At 45.9% G+C, this 14,341-nt stretch carries 15 protein-coding genes; 7 read left to right on the top strand and 8 right to left on the bottom strand.

Annotated elements, in window-relative coordinates; all coding sequences use genetic code 11:
* Window positions 1–3 precede the first annotated feature (3 nt).
* Together ACLVWR_RS06625 and ACLVWR_RS06620 are read right to left on the bottom strand one after the other, a co-directional pair.
* The gene (locus ACLVWR_RS06625) at window positions 4–579 is read right to left on the bottom strand and encodes a hypothetical protein (RefSeq protein WP_413583063.1); all 576 of its coding nucleotides are present in this window, start codon (window positions 577–579) and stop codon (window positions 4–6) included.
* Window positions 580–648: 69 nt separating this feature from the next.
* Window positions 649–3,051 (bottom strand): DNA translocase FtsK, encoded by a 2,403-nt coding sequence (locus ACLVWR_RS06620; RefSeq protein ID WP_413583062.1) that lies wholly within the window; start codon window positions 3,049–3,051, stop codon window positions 649–651.
* Window positions 3,052–3,187: 136 nt separating this feature from the next.
* On the opposite strand from ACLVWR_RS06620, the gene ACLVWR_RS06615 reads away from it, so the two are divergent.
* From ACLVWR_RS06615 to ACLVWR_RS06600, 4 genes are all read left to right on the top strand, one after another.
* The gene (locus ACLVWR_RS06615; RefSeq protein WP_340598219.1) at window positions 3,188–3,826 is read left to right on the top strand and encodes a radical SAM protein; all 639 of its coding nucleotides are present in this window, start codon (window positions 3,188–3,190) and stop codon (window positions 3,824–3,826) included.
* A 42-nt stretch (window positions 3,827–3,868) separates the two neighbouring features.
* Window positions 3,869–4,168: a helix-turn-helix domain-containing protein gene (locus ACLVWR_RS06610; protein WP_061834327.1), complete on the top strand. Its 300-nt coding sequence runs from the start codon at window positions 3,869–3,871 to the stop codon at window positions 4,166–4,168.
* Between the two features lie 99 nt (window positions 4,169–4,267).
* Window positions 4,268–5,692, top strand: a complete 1,425-nt coding sequence (gene dnaB / locus ACLVWR_RS06605; protein WP_340598218.1) for a replicative DNA helicase — start codon at window positions 4,268–4,270, stop codon at window positions 5,690–5,692.
* 17 nt (window positions 5,693–5,709) lie between these two features.
* Window positions 5,710–6,636: an SDR family oxidoreductase gene (locus tag ACLVWR_RS06600; RefSeq protein ID WP_413583061.1), complete on the top strand. Its 927-nt coding sequence runs from the start codon at window positions 5,710–5,712 to the stop codon at window positions 6,634–6,636.
* Here ACLVWR_RS06600 and ACLVWR_RS06595 read toward each other — a convergent pair.
* Window positions 6,633–8,468 carry a hypothetical protein gene (locus ACLVWR_RS06595; RefSeq protein WP_413583060.1) on the bottom strand — a complete coding sequence of 612 codons (1,836 nt, stop codon included), beginning with the start codon at window positions 8,466–8,468 and terminating at the stop codon, window positions 6,633–6,635. The two genes, ACLVWR_RS06600 and ACLVWR_RS06595, sit on opposite strands and share 4 nt — an antisense overlap.
* A gap of 215 nt (window positions 8,469–8,683) precedes the next feature.
* Here ACLVWR_RS06595 and ACLVWR_RS06590 point away from each other — a divergent pair, with 215 nt between their 5' ends.
* Window positions 8,684–8,887: a hypothetical protein gene (locus ACLVWR_RS06590; RefSeq protein ID WP_340598215.1), complete on the top strand. Its 204-nt coding sequence runs from the start codon at window positions 8,684–8,686 to the stop codon at window positions 8,885–8,887.
* Window positions 8,888–8,944: 57 nt separating this feature from the next.
* Here ACLVWR_RS06590 and ACLVWR_RS06585 read toward each other — a convergent pair whose 3' ends face one another.
* The 4 genes from ACLVWR_RS06585 to rpsF all read right to left on the bottom strand — a co-directional run bounded on the left by ACLVWR_RS06585 (window position 8,945) and on the right by rpsF (window position 12,003).
* Complete coding sequence (locus ACLVWR_RS06585; RefSeq protein ID WP_413583059.1) at window positions 8,945–9,970, bottom strand: S1 family peptidase; 1,026 nt, start codon at window positions 9,968–9,970, stop codon at window positions 8,945–8,947.
* 190 nt (window positions 9,971–10,160) lie between these two features.
* Window positions 10,161–10,607: a 50S ribosomal protein L9 gene (gene rplI / locus ACLVWR_RS06580; RefSeq protein WP_413583058.1), complete on the bottom strand. Its 447-nt coding sequence runs from the start codon at window positions 10,605–10,607 to the stop codon at window positions 10,161–10,163.
* A 42-nt stretch (window positions 10,608–10,649) separates the two neighbouring features.
* Entirely contained in the window at window positions 10,650–11,537 is an 888-nt protein-coding gene (locus ACLVWR_RS06575; protein ID WP_413583057.1) for a DUF2232 domain-containing protein, read from the bottom strand.
* Window positions 11,538–11,556: 19 nt separating this feature from the next.
* Window positions 11,557–12,003 carry a 30S ribosomal protein S6 gene (rpsF, locus tag ACLVWR_RS06570; RefSeq protein WP_413583056.1) on the bottom strand — a complete coding sequence of 149 codons (447 nt, stop codon included), beginning with the start codon at window positions 12,001–12,003 and terminating at the stop codon, window positions 11,557–11,559.
* A 145-nt stretch (window positions 12,004–12,148) separates the two neighbouring features.
* Between rpsF and ACLVWR_RS06565 the strand changes: the two genes are divergently transcribed.
* On the top strand, window positions 12,149–12,838 hold the full coding sequence (locus ACLVWR_RS06565) for an FHA domain-containing protein (RefSeq protein WP_413583055.1): 690 nt from the start codon (window positions 12,149–12,151) through the stop codon (window positions 12,836–12,838).
* A 20-nt stretch (window positions 12,839–12,858) separates the two neighbouring features.
* Entirely contained in the window at window positions 12,859–13,740 is an 882-nt protein-coding gene (locus ACLVWR_RS06560; protein ID WP_413583054.1) for an alpha/beta fold hydrolase, read from the top strand.
* On the opposite strand, the gene ACLVWR_RS06555 is transcribed toward ACLVWR_RS06560, so the two are convergent.
* Entirely contained in the window at window positions 13,737–14,270 is a 534-nt protein-coding gene (locus ACLVWR_RS06555) for a hypothetical protein (protein WP_413583053.1), read from the bottom strand. The two genes, ACLVWR_RS06560 and ACLVWR_RS06555, sit on opposite strands and share 4 nt — an antisense overlap.
* Window positions 14,271–14,341: the final 71 nt, after the last annotated feature.

Below are 14,341 nucleotides of genomic sequence, written 5' to 3'. Positions count from 1 at the left end.
GAACTATTTTTTAGAGAACGAAGTCAACTCAACAGTTACTTTACCGAATTGGCTTGGAGCAACTTGTTTCAACAAACCAGACATTGGAATCAACTGTGGATTGATCCAAGCGTTGATTTCTGCGTTGTCTTTTTTGTCTTTAAGAATTGCGTGAATGCATTCGAAAGTACCAGCTGGAACAGTGATTTTGTCTTCTTTGATTTCAACAACTTCAACGTCTTGTTTAGGTGGTTCTTGCTCTTTACCGTTCACGATCATTTTTTTAACCGCGCCAGTGTTTGGATCAATTAGAGTTTCAACGTTTTGTTTACCCGCGAAACCAAGATCCATATCTTGTTGCATCCAGATGCCGTCGTCACCGATGGATTTAACAGACATTACCATTTTACCTTTAATGAAACCGCCCATATCCAAGTTGTAGTTTGCATTGTCGCCAACTTTCCAGTCCAAACCCAAAGTTTGAGCTTGTTCAGCGATTGCAGGCAATTGAGCCTGAACTACAACGTCAGCAACGTTTGGAGTTGCGAATGCGGAAACTGACATTGTCAGTGCTAGGGAAGCAATAATTGCTTTAATCATAAAAAATCCTCCTTGATGGTTTTGTTGCTAATATTGCAGCACGACCAAAGGAGGACTAGCAAGCACCGATTACGTTTCGCTGTAGGAAGAAATGAGGACTTGACGCGGCTTGCTGCCGTTCGCCGGCCCCACGACGCCTTCTTTTTCAAAAATTTCAATCAAACGAGCCGCGCGCGGGTAACCCAAACGGAATTTACGCTGAATCAACGAGGCAGAGACTTCCTTCTGAGCGGATGCCCAGGACAGGATTTCGTCATAACGCTCATCGTACTCTTCCTCACCGAATCCGCCGCCATCTCCGGAACCAGCTTCGGCCCCATCTCCAGCAAATCCATCCAATGCTTTCATTGCGAGAGGATCATATTCAGGTTCCCCCTGAGAAGCCCAATGTTTAACGACATTCGCGATTTCAGCATCCTTCAAATAAGGACCATGATGTCGGGTAGGCTTACCGATTCCCGGCGCCTGGAACAACATGTCCCCATTCGGAAGCAAACGTTCCGCCCCGGAATCATCGATAATGATTCTGGAGTCCATTTTTGAAGCCACTTTCAATGCCACACGACCCGGAATATTTGTTTTAATCAAACCAGTCACAACGTCTTTGCGCGGCGATTGAGTTGCCAGGATCAAGTGAATACCGCAGGCGCGGGCTTTCTGAGTCAAACGCTGGATCGGCTCTTCGATGTTTTGCTTTTCTGTGATCATCAAATCGGCAAGCTCATCCACAACGATAACCACATAAGGAAGTGGTTGATAGTAATACTGATCAAGTTTGGCTTTGCCTTCTTCAAGTTCAATATTGATTTTTTCATGCTGCTCGATCTCGTCCTTGGAAAGCGTCGAGGTCTTTTCATTGAACATTTCAATTTTACCAACGCCGAACTTGGACAGGGATTTATAACGCTTTTCCATTTCGCGCACAGCCCACTTCAATGCCGTCGCTGCCTTTTTCGGCTCAGTCACGTGCGGAATTGCCAAGTGTGGCACTGTTGCAAACGGTGCCAAGTCGACCATTTTCGGATCGATCAAAACCAAGCGCAAAGTTTTCGGAGAATGTCGGAATAGTAGACCTGTGATAATTGAACCGACAAATACGGATTTACCAGAACCCGTCGTACCGGCGATCAACAAATGCGGCATCTTGCGCAGATCAACGACTTTCGGTTCTCCATCAACCGTACGACCCACCGCCATCGGCAACGCCAGATCCTCACTCCAGAAAGTGTCTTCAGCAATCAAGTCTTTGTAGTAAACAGTTTCACGCTTCAGATTAGCGGTCTCGATACCAACAACATCCGTCCCTGGAATATGACCGACCACACGCACTGACTCAGAGGACAATGCCAGCGACAAGTCATCTTCAAGTTCAGAAATTTTGGAGATCTTTACGTCCGCATTCGGCTTAAATTCATACATTGTAACCAGGGGACCTGGTTTCGCGTCCTGAATTGAACCTTCGACGGAGAAGTTTTTAAGCTTCTCGACCAGGGCATCAGCTTTTCTTTGAATCTCGGCCTTGTCGATTTTGATTCTGGATACTGGAGGATCTTCCAAAAGCGCAAGCTTTGGCATTTCCCAGTTCTCAATACGGCGAGGTGGTTTTGCTTTCATCACCACTTTGCGTTTTTGTGACATGCGAACTGCAGGAGTTTCTTCTTCCTCCTCCTCTTCGCCGTCGTCATCCGCCAAAAGTTCATCGCTTTCGTCTTCTTCTTCCTCGTCAAATTCTTCTTCAGCTGCATCCAGAAGAAGTTTCAAGTCCTTGTCTTCTTCCTCTTCGTCTTTTCCTACGAACTTCTTATCTGCCAGAGGGAAGGCTTTTTTAGGCTCGTCCTTTTTCTTTTCTTTCTTAGGCGCTTTCTTTTCATTTACGAATGCACCACCAAAGAAGCCGGCAATTCGCTCGCCGACTTTTTTCTTTTTCAGCATCGCCATGAATTCCTGCGGAACTTCTGCAAGTTCATGCAATGACTTTTCTGAATAGAACACCACCAGAACCGCCATAAAGGTCCACAGAATCACCTGCACACCAGCGTAAGCGAAGGCCCCCATCAAAGCTTGGGAAACCCCCATGCCCAGCATGCCCCCCAGTGCTATTTGATTCTGGAAAAGGCGTGTCGTTGGCATATAGATCGAAAGTAATGCCGCAACATCCACAATCAAGAGCAATGCCCAGACAAAACGAATGTTCTTAAGATTCAAAGATTCACCGCGAACTGCCGCCCAGGCCATTCTGATAAGACCCGCCACAATCACCCAAGCGGCCAATCCGAAGAGCTGATAAAGCCCATCCGCCAGGAAGCTACCGACGATTCCACAGTAATTTAGGGCTTTTAGTCCTTGCCCTATGGAGTTTAGAGAGGGGTCCTGAGGGTTATAGCTTACCAATGACAATGTGATAAAGAGACCTAGGCCCAAGAAACAGATTGCAGTGACGTCTTGTCGGAACTTTTTGAGGAATTGGTTCATTTAAAAAATTTACGAAATTTCGCTGAGTTAGTCATGCTCGGGCAGCGCAACCTTGACTTAGGACTTGGGGCAGGTACAAGTACTGGCGGCCCCGCCAGAGTTAACAGGGTGCCTCCAAGACAAAGAGCCAGTAAGAATGCTTAAAATAAATGAGATTTTCTACAGTATCCAAGGTGAAACAACGTACGTAGGTGCCCCTACGGTGTTTGTGCGCACCACAGCGTGCAACCTGCGCTGCACTTACTGCGATACGAAGTATTCCTACTACGAAGGCGAAATGCAGTCCCTGGAATCTATCGTTAAAGAAATTGATTCCCATCAACCCACACATGTCTGCGTTACTGGCGGTGAACCTTTGTTGCAAAAAGAAGTTCATCCGTTGATGAGCGAACTTAGCGACAAGGGTTACAAAGTTTCTTTGGAAACTTCCGGTTCAAAATCAATCAAAGCAGTTGATCCTCGCGTGAAAGTTATTTTGGATGTGAAAACTCCCGACAGTGGTGCAGCAAATTCTTTCTTGATGGAGAACATCGAATTTTCCACACCCAGCACGGAATTCAAGTTTGTTATCTGTTCCGAGGAAGACTTCAACTGGTCTGAAAATTTCTGTCGTCAACACAATTTGTTCGAAAAATTTGTGGTTTTATACAGCCCATCATACGGCCAAGTATCTGAACGCTGGTTGGCAGAAAAAATATTGCAGCAAAAATCATCTGCAAGGTTGCAATTACAACTGCATAAGTATATTTGGTCTCCCGAAACACGCGGAGTATAGTTTACTCCAAAACCCACGCATTGATGTAATTCCGGGAGTTCCATGACGCCGAACCTTAACAGTTCAGATAATCTTTTTGTCGCTAATCTTCAGTCTGTAAGCTTGGAAAAGCTTGTTAAAAGCAAACTCGAAGTTCTTTTCGCTCAGCAAAAAGAGGCGCAAGTTGAATTGAACGGTTTGTACAATGTAGTAATCGAACAAGTGGAAAAACCACTTCTTGAGCTTGCTCTGCGTGCGTACAATGGCAATCAAGTTAAGACTGCTCAGATGCTTGGCATCAATCGCAATACTCTTAAGAAGAAAATTGATAACTACAAAATTCGTGTTAAAAAACTAAACTAAATTTGTTCACGATTTAGCACCAGCGAGCCATCTAGAACCACCCACTTTGTTAAAGTCTCGCATTTTTTTGTATGATATTCTCACACGAGGGGTTGTGTCGTGAGTACTCGCATTCCACCGCAAAATCTTGAAGCCGAACAGTCTATTCTGGGCGGCATCATGCTAGATCGAGAAGCTCTCGATCAGGTTGGTGACGTTCTCTTCGCAGAGGACTTCTATAAGCCAGCACATCAAAAGATTTACGCTGCCATCAAAGATCTTCACGGAAAGAATCAGCCAATCGACATTATCACTGTAACCAACGTGCTTCAGGCCGAAGGTTCCATGGATATGGTTGGCGGTCCGGAGTATTTGATCGGTTTGCTTGATAAGACTATTTCTTCTGCAAACATCTCATCGCACGCAAAAATCGTTCGTGAAAAAGGTCTTCTTCGTAAGCTGATCTCCGCGAACAGCAAGTTGATCGAGCGTGCTTACGATCAGGATTTTGCAGACGTTGAGTCCTTCATGGACCAAGCCGAATCTGAAATTTTCAAGCTTACAGAGACCAAACAACAAACAGGTCTTGTGGGCTCCATGGAAATCGTTAAAGCTTCCATCCAAAAGATCGAGGAGCTCTATAAACGTAAAGCTGATGTTACCGGCCTTCCAACTGGTTTCACTGAGCTAGATAAAATGACTTCAGGTCTTCACCCGGGTGAGATGACGATCATCGCCGCTCGTCCGTCGATGGGTAAAACAGCGTTCTCTCTGAACGTTGCTCAACACATCGCCCTTCGCGCGAAAAAAGTTATCGCCTACTTCTCTCTCGAGATGGGTAAAGAAGCCATGATGATGCGTATGCTTTCCTCTGAGGCGCGCGTTAACATGAATGAAATCCGTAACGGTAAAATCCAGGACTCTGCATGGCCTAAGCTGATTAACGCAGCCAGCGCTCTGTCAGAGGCTGGAATCTTTATCGATGATACTCCAGGTATGTCGCCGTTTGAGATCCGTTCCCGCGCCCGCCGCTTGAAGGCTGAACACGGTATCGATTGCATCATGATCGACTACTTGCAGTTGATGAGTATGAAACAAAAATTCTCTTCACGTGAGCAAGAGGTTGCCGAAATCTCTAAGAGCTTGAAGTCGATTGCCAAGGAACTTCAGGTTCCGATCATCGCACTAGCCCAGCTGAATCGTGGGGTAGAGGGTCGTGCGGACCGTCGTCCAATGCTTTCTGACCTCCGTGAGTCCGGATCTATCGAACAAGATGCCGACGTTATCATGATGCTTTATCGTGATGACTACTACGACAAGGAAGATCCAGATAAAGCAGGTCACGCAGAGGTTATCGTCGGTAAACAGCGTAACGGTGCCACAGGTACTGTTAAACTTAAATTCGATGCTAAGCACTCTCGCTTCCGTGATCCTGAGCCAAGCGAGCAGGGTGGTGGACACATTAATCCACTTCCGCCGCCGCAAGCTCCGCCTCCGATGCCAGGTGGCAGACCGAAAAACTTTGCTCCTGGGGCTCCAGCCTAGGATAATAGAGGCCACTTATGTGGCCTTTTTCACGTTATCACAAAAAGAACCCGGATCAGCCTCACCATCCCGTTGTTTTAATCACGGGGTGCTCCAAGGGTATTGGTCTGGACCTGGCGCGATTGCTTTACAAGGATCATCCTGAATACCGCATCGTCGCCACAGCTCGTGAAAAATCAATTCAAAAACTTCACGATCACTTTTTAGAGAACGACCGCTTCGTTATCTATCCTTTGGATGTCACCCAAGAGGAATCGCGAATTGAAATCATCAACCACATCCACAAAAAATGGGGTGGTGTGGATATCTTGGTGAATAACGCCGGTATCTCTTATCGATCCGTGATTGAACACATGACTGCCAAGGATGAACTTCTGCAGATGGAGACAAACTATCTGGGCCCGATGGGTTTGATTCGTCGTGTGCTGCCGTATATGCGCGAAACCGGCAGGGGCAAAATCATCAACGTATCATCTGTAGCGGGAATGTTGGCAATGCCAACCATGTCGTCATACTCGGCTTCGAAGTACGCTCTTGAGGGCGCCAGCGAGTCCCTGTGGTATGAAATGCGTCCCTTCGGTGTGCAGATATCACTGGTACAACCAGGATTTGTGAATAGCGAATCCTTCATGAACGTTTATCACACGGAATTATCCGATCCCGCGAACAACTGGAATGGTCCTTACTGCGATTTCTATCAGAACATGACACCGTTTGTGGCAAAGATGATGCAAACGTCGCGCACCTCTTCCGAACAAATCGCCAAGATCATTATCAAAACTATGAAAACAGAAAATCCACCCCTATGGATTCCTGCCACGCTTGACGCCAAAGTTTTCTATTATATTCGCAGGCTCATGCCGCGAAGACTGTTGCTGCCATTCCTATACTGGTGTTTACCCAAGGCCCAACGGTGGGGAAAAAACTACTCCCACCGCCGTTAAAATGGAATGCCTACTCCTGTAAATCGTTGGATTCTACAATTCGAAGAATCTGCCGCATATATATTCCCGGATGAATCACTGGTAATTCCAAAAATGGCATTGAACTGCCCAACCTCAACACCATATTCCCCCCAAGAGGTAACCAAAGTTCCCGCCGGTGAGTAGACATTGATTTTATTATTCAAAAGATCCGCAACATATATTTTTCCGTCGGGAGTTACCGCCATACCTGCAGACAAGATGCCAGCGCCAAACGATGTTACAGCGACCGCTGCTGAATTGGTGCCCGAGACTTCAACGATTCCAAACGCCGCGTCGCTGACATAAAGGTTGCCACTTGGTGCAATGGCCACCGCTAGAGGGGCCGCAAGCGCATTTTCTCCCAAATCCATTAAATGAACGCCGTTAGAATCAAATTTCTGAATTTTATGTTGGGATTGATCTGCTACGAAAACTTCTCCCGCAGAACTGACAGTCATGCCCATTGAATAAACCAAGGTTCCGCCGCCCGTGGATCCATTCCAACTAGTTTGGAAAACTCCAGAGATGTTAAACTTTTGAACTATGGCTTTCGCTGGCGTCGATTGTTGATCAACATCCAAAACATAAATGTTATTTGCGGAATCTATTCCCACAGAGATGAGCCTATTAAAATTTCCATTGTCCCAACCGGGTGATCCAAAATGTCGAACCCACGTACCTGCAGAATCGTAGACCACCACACGATTGTTCGTGGTGTCCGCTACAACCATATACTGGGAGTTCACGGCAACGCCCAAGACAGCGCCTAATTGACCGACGCCCGTACCACCAGGGCGAGTGGTACTGACTAAAACTCCCGTTGGACTAAAACGCTCAAGCTTACCTACTCCACCTGCAGGATAGTCCGATACCAACAAATCTCCATTGATTAGAACGATTACAGATAGTGGCCGAGCAAGCTCCCCGGGGTTTGATCCCGCCACTCCAATATCCGAAATATAGTTTCCATCCAAATCGAACTTCTGAATTCTGGCCGGAATATCCTGAGAGACATATAGCCTATCATCAGAAGAAACAGTCATAGATGCTGTAAAATTTGAAGGAAACTGCCCATTCCCACTACCCACAGAACCAAATGCGATAGTTGGTGAACCATCAGCAAAAAACTTATGGATTCTTCCCGCAGACATATCCATCGCGTACACATTGTCATATTGATCGACAGTGATTGCCGTTATGGAGTTGAAATACCCCGGGCACCCGGCACATGTCACACCATCATCAAAGGCACCAATGGTACGAAGATGACTTCCATCAGAATCATAAACTTTGATTTGCGCCATATGGCCGGCGGCATAATAGTTAGTCACATACACATTCTTCTGCGAATCTACCGCGATTCCGTACATCGTCGAAAATTCATATGGACTTGTCGGGCTGGATCCAAGCACGCCCCATTTACGGATAAATTGACCTTCTGGACCAAATTTCTGCACACGATTGTTACCAGCATCAACCACATAAACATTGTTGTCCGAATCAACGGCCACCGTTCTGGCGCTATAGATCTGGCCATCGCCCGTTCCATACGTCGAAATAGTTCCATTGTTTTTTAAGTTTGAATCCAGAAAGAAAACGGCGCCACTGCCGTTGGGATCAAACACCACGATTTTTCCATTGGGACTTTGAGCAAGGGAATACGGTGTTCCGAAAAGGGTCTTCTTCTCTCCCAAAGGAAAGACACCGGCGTCATCGCCCCCAGTTGTTCGGCCACCCAACATATTAATGTCGAGCGAACAGGCGGAGAGTAGAAAGGCCCCAATAATAAGGATTCCATATAGTACGCGCATAGTTGACTCCCAGAACACTTTTCGGATTTTTAGGGAACAGATTTAGGGTTTTCATGAGACTGCCTCAATTTAAGGCGAATCCTGACTCCAAATGACTGGACTAAAAACCGTATATTCGCTTTTAGATTGAGTTAAATTTAACCCCTTGATTGAGTGGAGGGGTCCTTAGGACATAGGCGCATGGATCGCGCCTAGCAAGTAGCACGGAGGCAAATATGAATAAGAGTCTTGCCCAATCAGTGGTAGAGGCAACTGGGCTCCCTCAAGGGTCTCTGACGGGTGAATTAAATAAACTGATGTCTGCACATGGTACCAGTGCTGATGAACTCACCATCGACCAGCTACGAGATATCATGGTCGACTACCTGAACCAGGTGTTCCTGGAACTTGCCTGCGAAGAAGAATCTAAATCCGCATAAAAACAAAAGGCCCCGGGATCACCGAGGCCTTTTTTAATTTCTAATTTTAAACTCTGATTATTTTTTTGGAGAGTTCAATTGTGCGATAGCTTTTGCTACGAAGCTGTCCCACAACGCGTTTACTTTTCCGTAGATTGCGTAGTTAGAGCAATCGTCGATACCGTCTTGACCAGTACCGCGGCTAGTTACACCCCAAAGGTATTCAACACCATCGATGTTGATGAATGCCGGACCACCAGAGTCACCGTGGCAAGCACCTTTACCTTGAGTTTGGTCCAAAGCCACTTCAGTGTCGCCGTAAGCTTGGATTACGTAAACATCTGTCTTCTTAAGAATGTTTTCGTTCTCTTGAGTCAAGATGTAGCAAGTCGTCTTGTCGTAAGTACAAGCGATTTGACCGCTGGCAATTGCACCATCAAGATCTGGGTATTTTTTAAGATCTACTTTTTCTTTTTTAACATTCGTAAGACCGAAACCAGCCAAAGTCACTTTCGCGCCATTTTTCAAAACTGTTTCGTTTTTAAGAACGTTAGCGATTTGGTAGTTAGAAGGAATTTTGCCTTGGATTTTGATAACTGCGTAATCGTAGTTATCCGCACCTTGATCGCGATCAGACAACTCAATGCCTTCGCCAGATGGGTTGCCTTCTTTTTTCAATCTTTCGATCGTAGCGCGAAGACGTGCATCACCTTCACCGTATTGTGGGTGAACTACAACGCCAGTAACCGCTTGGATTTGGCTTTGTTGTAATTTGTTCAGATCCGTAGTGAAAACAACGTACATCGCTGCTTTCTTATATTCATTTCCTGGCACGCAGTGAGCAGCAGTCAGGATCGTGTTTTCGCTAACTATAGAGCCTGTGCACAGGAACTCACCTTGTTGATCGTCTTGAGTCAATACAGTCACCACGATAGATACTGTGGATTTTCTGATGATGTCTGAATCAGCGACAGCTTCACCACCAATAATTGTTTTGGAAGAGTCTGTAGCTTTCAAAGAAGCTGAATTATTTGGAGTACAAGCAGCGATAGTCGCCAATGCACCCAAGGATAAAACTAGTTTTAGTGAATTGATTGTTTTCATGGAAACCCCTCCAATGGCGCCTTTAAACACCCAAATTGGAACCAGGGCAATATAAAAAATTCGATGTAATCCATAAGATTACGTTATGGTAAAGATGACAATAGTTCCGGGACGCGTCTTATACCGCAAATAAAAAAGAGGCCCCGGAAATCCGAGGCCTCTCTCATAGTTTTGCGTACTACTTGGTAAATTATGCGCGCTCAACTGCGATTTGGATCTTAGCTTCCAAACCTTCAGCGTAACGGATAACCGCTTTGTGTTGACCCAATACTTTGATTGGCTCTTCCAAGTGGATATCGCGACGGTCGATAGAGTGACCCATTTTTTGAAGCTCTTTAGAGATATCTGTAGTTGTTACAGTACCGAAAAGCTTGTCAGAGTCTGCGCCAGCTTGAAGTTTGAACATTACAGTAGTGCCGTTAACTTTGTTCAAAAGCTCTTGGCGTTCAGCCATAGCTTTTTTCTTTTTAGTTTCAGCAACGCGTTTCAAGTGTTCGTATTCTTTTACGCGTTTTTCTGTAGCTTCAGCAGCCAATTTACGTGGGAACAAGAAGTTTCTTGCGAAACCTTCAGAAACGTTCACCAACTCACCAACACGGCCAACATCTTTAACGTCTTTTTGAAGAATAACTTTCATGTGATCTCCATTACTTCGGCAAAAGCCAAAGTGAAATTAGTATTAGCTGGCTTTGGGAGCCGTCATCTTGCGGATGCGACTTCTAAAATCCAACCAGTAATCGATCAAACCAATGACACTTAATACAAGCACCAACTGGCCGACCAAGATTATGTACACCAAAACTCGTGTGAACGTTCCTGCTCGCATCGAATTAAGACATACCTCCAACACTGCTAACCCCTGAAAAAAATAAAGAACGAGTGCTACGTTCACTATATTAACTGCGAGGATCGCAATGGCCTTACCGCCAAAACTCACCATTGTTAGAAGGAAGGCTGTCATCGCAACCCAGATAAAAAAATCGGGCAGGCGATATTCTAACAAATTGAGCTGAGAGGCAATTTTCTCGCGGGGCAAATTGAGCCACGAAAAAACCCTTCTCTCAAATATTAGTCCCACACCTAAAGCGAGAATCAAAGTAATCGCGATGGCTGATGGAACTTGCTGCATCAGAACTGAAGCGTCCAATTTAACTGCGGGATTCATTTTCTGAACCTGCTCAGTAAACTGTTCGACCAGTTTTTGAACTTCAGCGTACGTGTTAATCCCATTCACTTTGAAGGCACCGTAAAGAGAGATGCTTGCAGCACCTGTCCCAAGCAGTACGCTCAGAATGCCGGACTTCCACCACCCAAATCCTCTTTGCTCAAGTTCATTGTATACCCCTAAAGTCATCCAAACGGAGCCAATGAACATTGCTAAAGGTTGAGCGTTGAGGAGCCACGAAGCCCCTGTTACCAACAGTCCCAGGATCCAAAAGGCCCAAGGACCGTAAGCCTGACGGAGCACACGAAGAAGAGGAGCACCGAACACCACGGTCATCATCGACAACAAAATCGAGAGAGATGAAACTGTGATGAATTTCTGTGGTGACGCTGTCTTCTTCATGGCTTACGCCCTTTACTAATTACTCGCCACGCTCAGCGCGGTCTGCTTTAGCAGCAGCAAACGCAGCTTTACGAGCTTGCATTTTAGCTTCGCGCTCTTTTTCACGAGCAGCAGATTCAGAAAGACCTTTTTTGAAGCCTTCCATGAACTTAGCCAAAGAAACACGCTCATCAAGACGAGTGTGCATGAAGCGAAGTACTTTGTCGTTGATACGCATAGTACGTTCCAACTCAGCGATAGCTTGAGTGTCAGCTTCGAATGTAGAGTGGAAGTATGTCGCTTTTTTCAACTTGCCGATTGGTGTCGCCAAGTTACGTTTGCCCCAAGTTTCCAAAGAGTTGATAGTCCCTTTGAAAGACTCGATAGTTGATTTGTTCTTCTTGAAAAGCTCTTTTTGGTCTTCAAGAGTTGCATCTGGATGCATAAGAACTACAACCTCGTAAGGCATAGTGTTTTTAGTTTCCATGTATAATCCTTTCGGTTAAAGCCCCCACCATACAGGGGTGGGAACAAGGATGACTTTTAAAATGTTTAACGGGTTTAGCACGCCTTAAGTTTGAGCACAAGGAATAGTCCTTTGAAACATGGGAATCCAGCCCTATCATACCTAAATGGTCACTTTTATTGAGATTCTTAATGGAGTTAACGAAGGTTCGCGGCTGCAATTGCGCGACGGAATGACCCTGGGTAGATCCCAGGCAGACATCGTTATTAAGGATCCAAAGGTTTCAGGAACCCATGCCCAAGTGGCTTTGGATGGTAAAGCGCAACTGGTTCTCTTGGATCTGGATTCCTCAAACGGGTTGTACATTTCGGGCCGCCGTGTGAAAAAAGTAGCGTTAATTCCGGGGGTTATCTTCGAGATTGGCCGCACTCAGTTTAAAGTCGTCAGTGTTGAGGAAGAAGAGGCGGGAAGCTTTGAACGCCTCCTGACTTGGCGCAACATTTTAAGCGCTAAGATTCCCGATTCCAAAATTGAAAACACACTGCCTTCGTTTGAAATTGAAAGATTCTCGCCAGCGCTCAAGCTGACCTTTCTTCGCGGTATTCAGGCCGATGAGGAAATTATTTTAGGGTATGGCCCCAGAACTGCGGGTGCTGACTCCCTGGATATCGAGCTTCTGGATGTTGATGCCCCTCGGGATGCCTTCAAGTTTGTGGCACTTCCGGGCCAGGTTCAGCTTAAGGTCTTAGCCATTGGCCGTGTTACGCTTAACAATAAAAAGGTCTCTGCCGAAACGTTGCATGATGGTGATATGATTGCTGTCGGTAGCACGGTTATTAAAGTTTCATATTTATAGATTGCGCTTCGAGGAACGTCATGGAAACCACATCCAAAAGCATCGGAACATTTGAAAGCTATGACGGCACCTCTATCTACTATGAAACTCACGGTCAGGGCGAGCCGCTGGTTCTTATCTATGGAATCGCATGTCCTATTAATCACTGGCACTATCAAATCGAATATTTCTCTCGCAACTATCAAGTGATCGCATTTGATTTACGCGGACATCATAAAAGCACACCCATTGCAGACATGAGTCAGCTGACTTTGGAAGCCGTCTGCAAGGACATTGCTGGATTGCTGGAGCATCTTGGACTCAAGAGTGCACACTTTGCGGGTCATAGCTTTGGAGCACCCGTTTTGCTGAACCTCTATTCAATGCACCCAGAACTTATTCGGTCGATGGTATTTATCAATGGCTTTGCCAGAAATCCCATCAAAGGAATGTTTGGCCTGGATGTCATCGAGCCGTTTTTTTATTTCGTAAAAGGGCAGTACGACAGCGCACCAGACCTGTGGAATACTCTGTGGAAAGTCGCTGTTGATAATCCACTGGCAATGTATGCAACCGCATTGGCCGGCGGCTTTAATTTGCGAGTAACTCATTTCAAAGACATCGAAGTATATTGCCGCGGAGTCGCGCGCATGAATTTGAGAGTCTTCATTGCCTTATTTGAAGAGCTGATGAAGTTTGATGGTGAATCAATTCTTGAAACTATCAATGTGCCAGTATTGGTGATCTCAGGCGAGAAAGACGCGGTCACACCCATCCGATTTCAGTATCACCTGAAAGAGAAAATCAAACACTCCGAGTTTGTGCTCGTGCCATACGGCTCTCACTGCACGCAGCTTGATTTCCCTGACTACACAAACCTGAAAATTGAAAAGTTTCTTAACGAAGGCATCTCTGAAGACTAAAGGCCCTGAAACTTTCGGCGTTTAAACCTCATGACAGAGCAGGCAAGCAAAATCGCCGCCGTCAGCAGATGTATGTTGTGATCCCTTGAGCCCATTTCCAGAACTTCCGGAGACACAACCCACAAAAAGTCATCCCGTTGCATATTTCCAGTTGTCGCAATACCTGGCGCTCCCACGACATATCCCAGAACTCCAATAACGGCAAAGAATGCACCAACAATCATCGCGCACTTTCTGGCGACAGGTTCTTTCTTAAAGCCCATAGCCACCAAGGCTGCGCCAGACACCAGAAGAATCATGTTGTGTGCAGGAGTAAGATGCATTCCCAGGAAGTTGCTCATAACGAATCCGATGAACCCGGAAACAATCAGACATGTGCCGACAATAACGCTGGATTCCTGCGCAAAAGATTTCTGCTCAAAAGCTCTCTCGTCGACATGCTTACGAATCGGTTCATTCTTTTTATTTTCGGGGCGGTAGACCGGCTTACGTTGCGGAGTGGGTCTATTTCGCTGCAATTCGGGTTCCATGCAACCTCCATCAATTCCTTCTAGTATTGACGGGCTTTTTCCATATGGCAGCAGTGGAGGTTTGATACTGA

The sequence above is a fragment of the Bdellovibrio sp. HCB288 genome, assembly GCF_047305935.1.
In the GTDB taxonomy this organism is placed as follows: Bacteria; Bdellovibrionota; Bdellovibrionia; order Bdellovibrionales; family Bdellovibrionaceae; genus Bdellovibrio.
The sequence above is the reverse complement of the archived record's forward strand: the minus strand, read 5'-3'. Positions and strand labels throughout refer to the sequence as shown.

What these genes read in the sequence shown, in the direction of transcription:
- ACLVWR_RS06625 (WP_413583063.1), bottom strand. Translation starts at nt 579, where the DNA reads ATGATTAAAGCAATTATTGCTTCCCTAGCACTGACAATGTCAGTTTCC.
- ACLVWR_RS06620 (WP_413583062.1), bottom strand. Translation starts at nt 3,051, where the DNA reads ATGAACCAATTCCTCAAAAAGTTCCGACAAGACGTCACTGCAATCTGT.
- ACLVWR_RS06615 (WP_340598219.1), top strand. Translation starts at nt 3,188, where the DNA reads ATGCTTAAAATAAATGAGATTTTCTACAGTATCCAAGGTGAAACAACG.
- ACLVWR_RS06610 (WP_061834327.1), top strand. Translation starts at nt 3,869, where the DNA reads ATGACGCCGAACCTTAACAGTTCAGATAATCTTTTTGTCGCTAATCTT.
- ACLVWR_RS06600 (WP_413583061.1), top strand. Translation starts at nt 5,710, where the DNA reads ATGTGGCCTTTTTCACGTTATCACAAAAAGAACCCGGATCAGCCTCAC.
- ACLVWR_RS06595 (WP_413583060.1), bottom strand. Translation starts at nt 8,468, where the DNA reads ATGCGCGTACTATATGGAATCCTTATTATTGGGGCCTTTCTACTCTCC.
- ACLVWR_RS06590 (WP_340598215.1), top strand. Translation starts at nt 8,684, where the DNA reads ATGAATAAGAGTCTTGCCCAATCAGTGGTAGAGGCAACTGGGCTCCCT.
- ACLVWR_RS06585 (WP_413583059.1), bottom strand. Translation starts at nt 9,970, where the DNA reads ATGAAAACAATCAATTCACTAAAACTAGTTTTATCCTTGGGTGCATTG.
- rplI (WP_413583058.1), bottom strand. Translation starts at nt 10,607, where the DNA reads ATGAAAGTTATTCTTCAAAAAGACGTTAAAGATGTTGGCCGTGTTGGT.
- ACLVWR_RS06575 (WP_413583057.1), bottom strand. Translation starts at nt 11,537, where the DNA reads ATGAAGAAGACAGCGTCACCACAGAAATTCATCACAGTTTCATCTCTC.
- rpsF (WP_413583056.1), bottom strand. Translation starts at nt 12,003, where the DNA reads ATGGAAACTAAAAACACTATGCCTTACGAGGTTGTAGTTCTTATGCAT.
- ACLVWR_RS06565 (WP_413583055.1), top strand. Translation starts at nt 12,149, where the DNA reads ATGGTCACTTTTATTGAGATTCTTAATGGAGTTAACGAAGGTTCGCGG.
- ACLVWR_RS06560 (WP_413583054.1), top strand. Translation starts at nt 12,859, where the DNA reads ATGGAAACCACATCCAAAAGCATCGGAACATTTGAAAGCTATGACGGC.
- ACLVWR_RS06555 (WP_413583053.1), bottom strand. Translation starts at nt 14,270, where the DNA reads ATGGAACCCGAATTGCAGCGAAATAGACCCACTCCGCAACGTAAGCCG.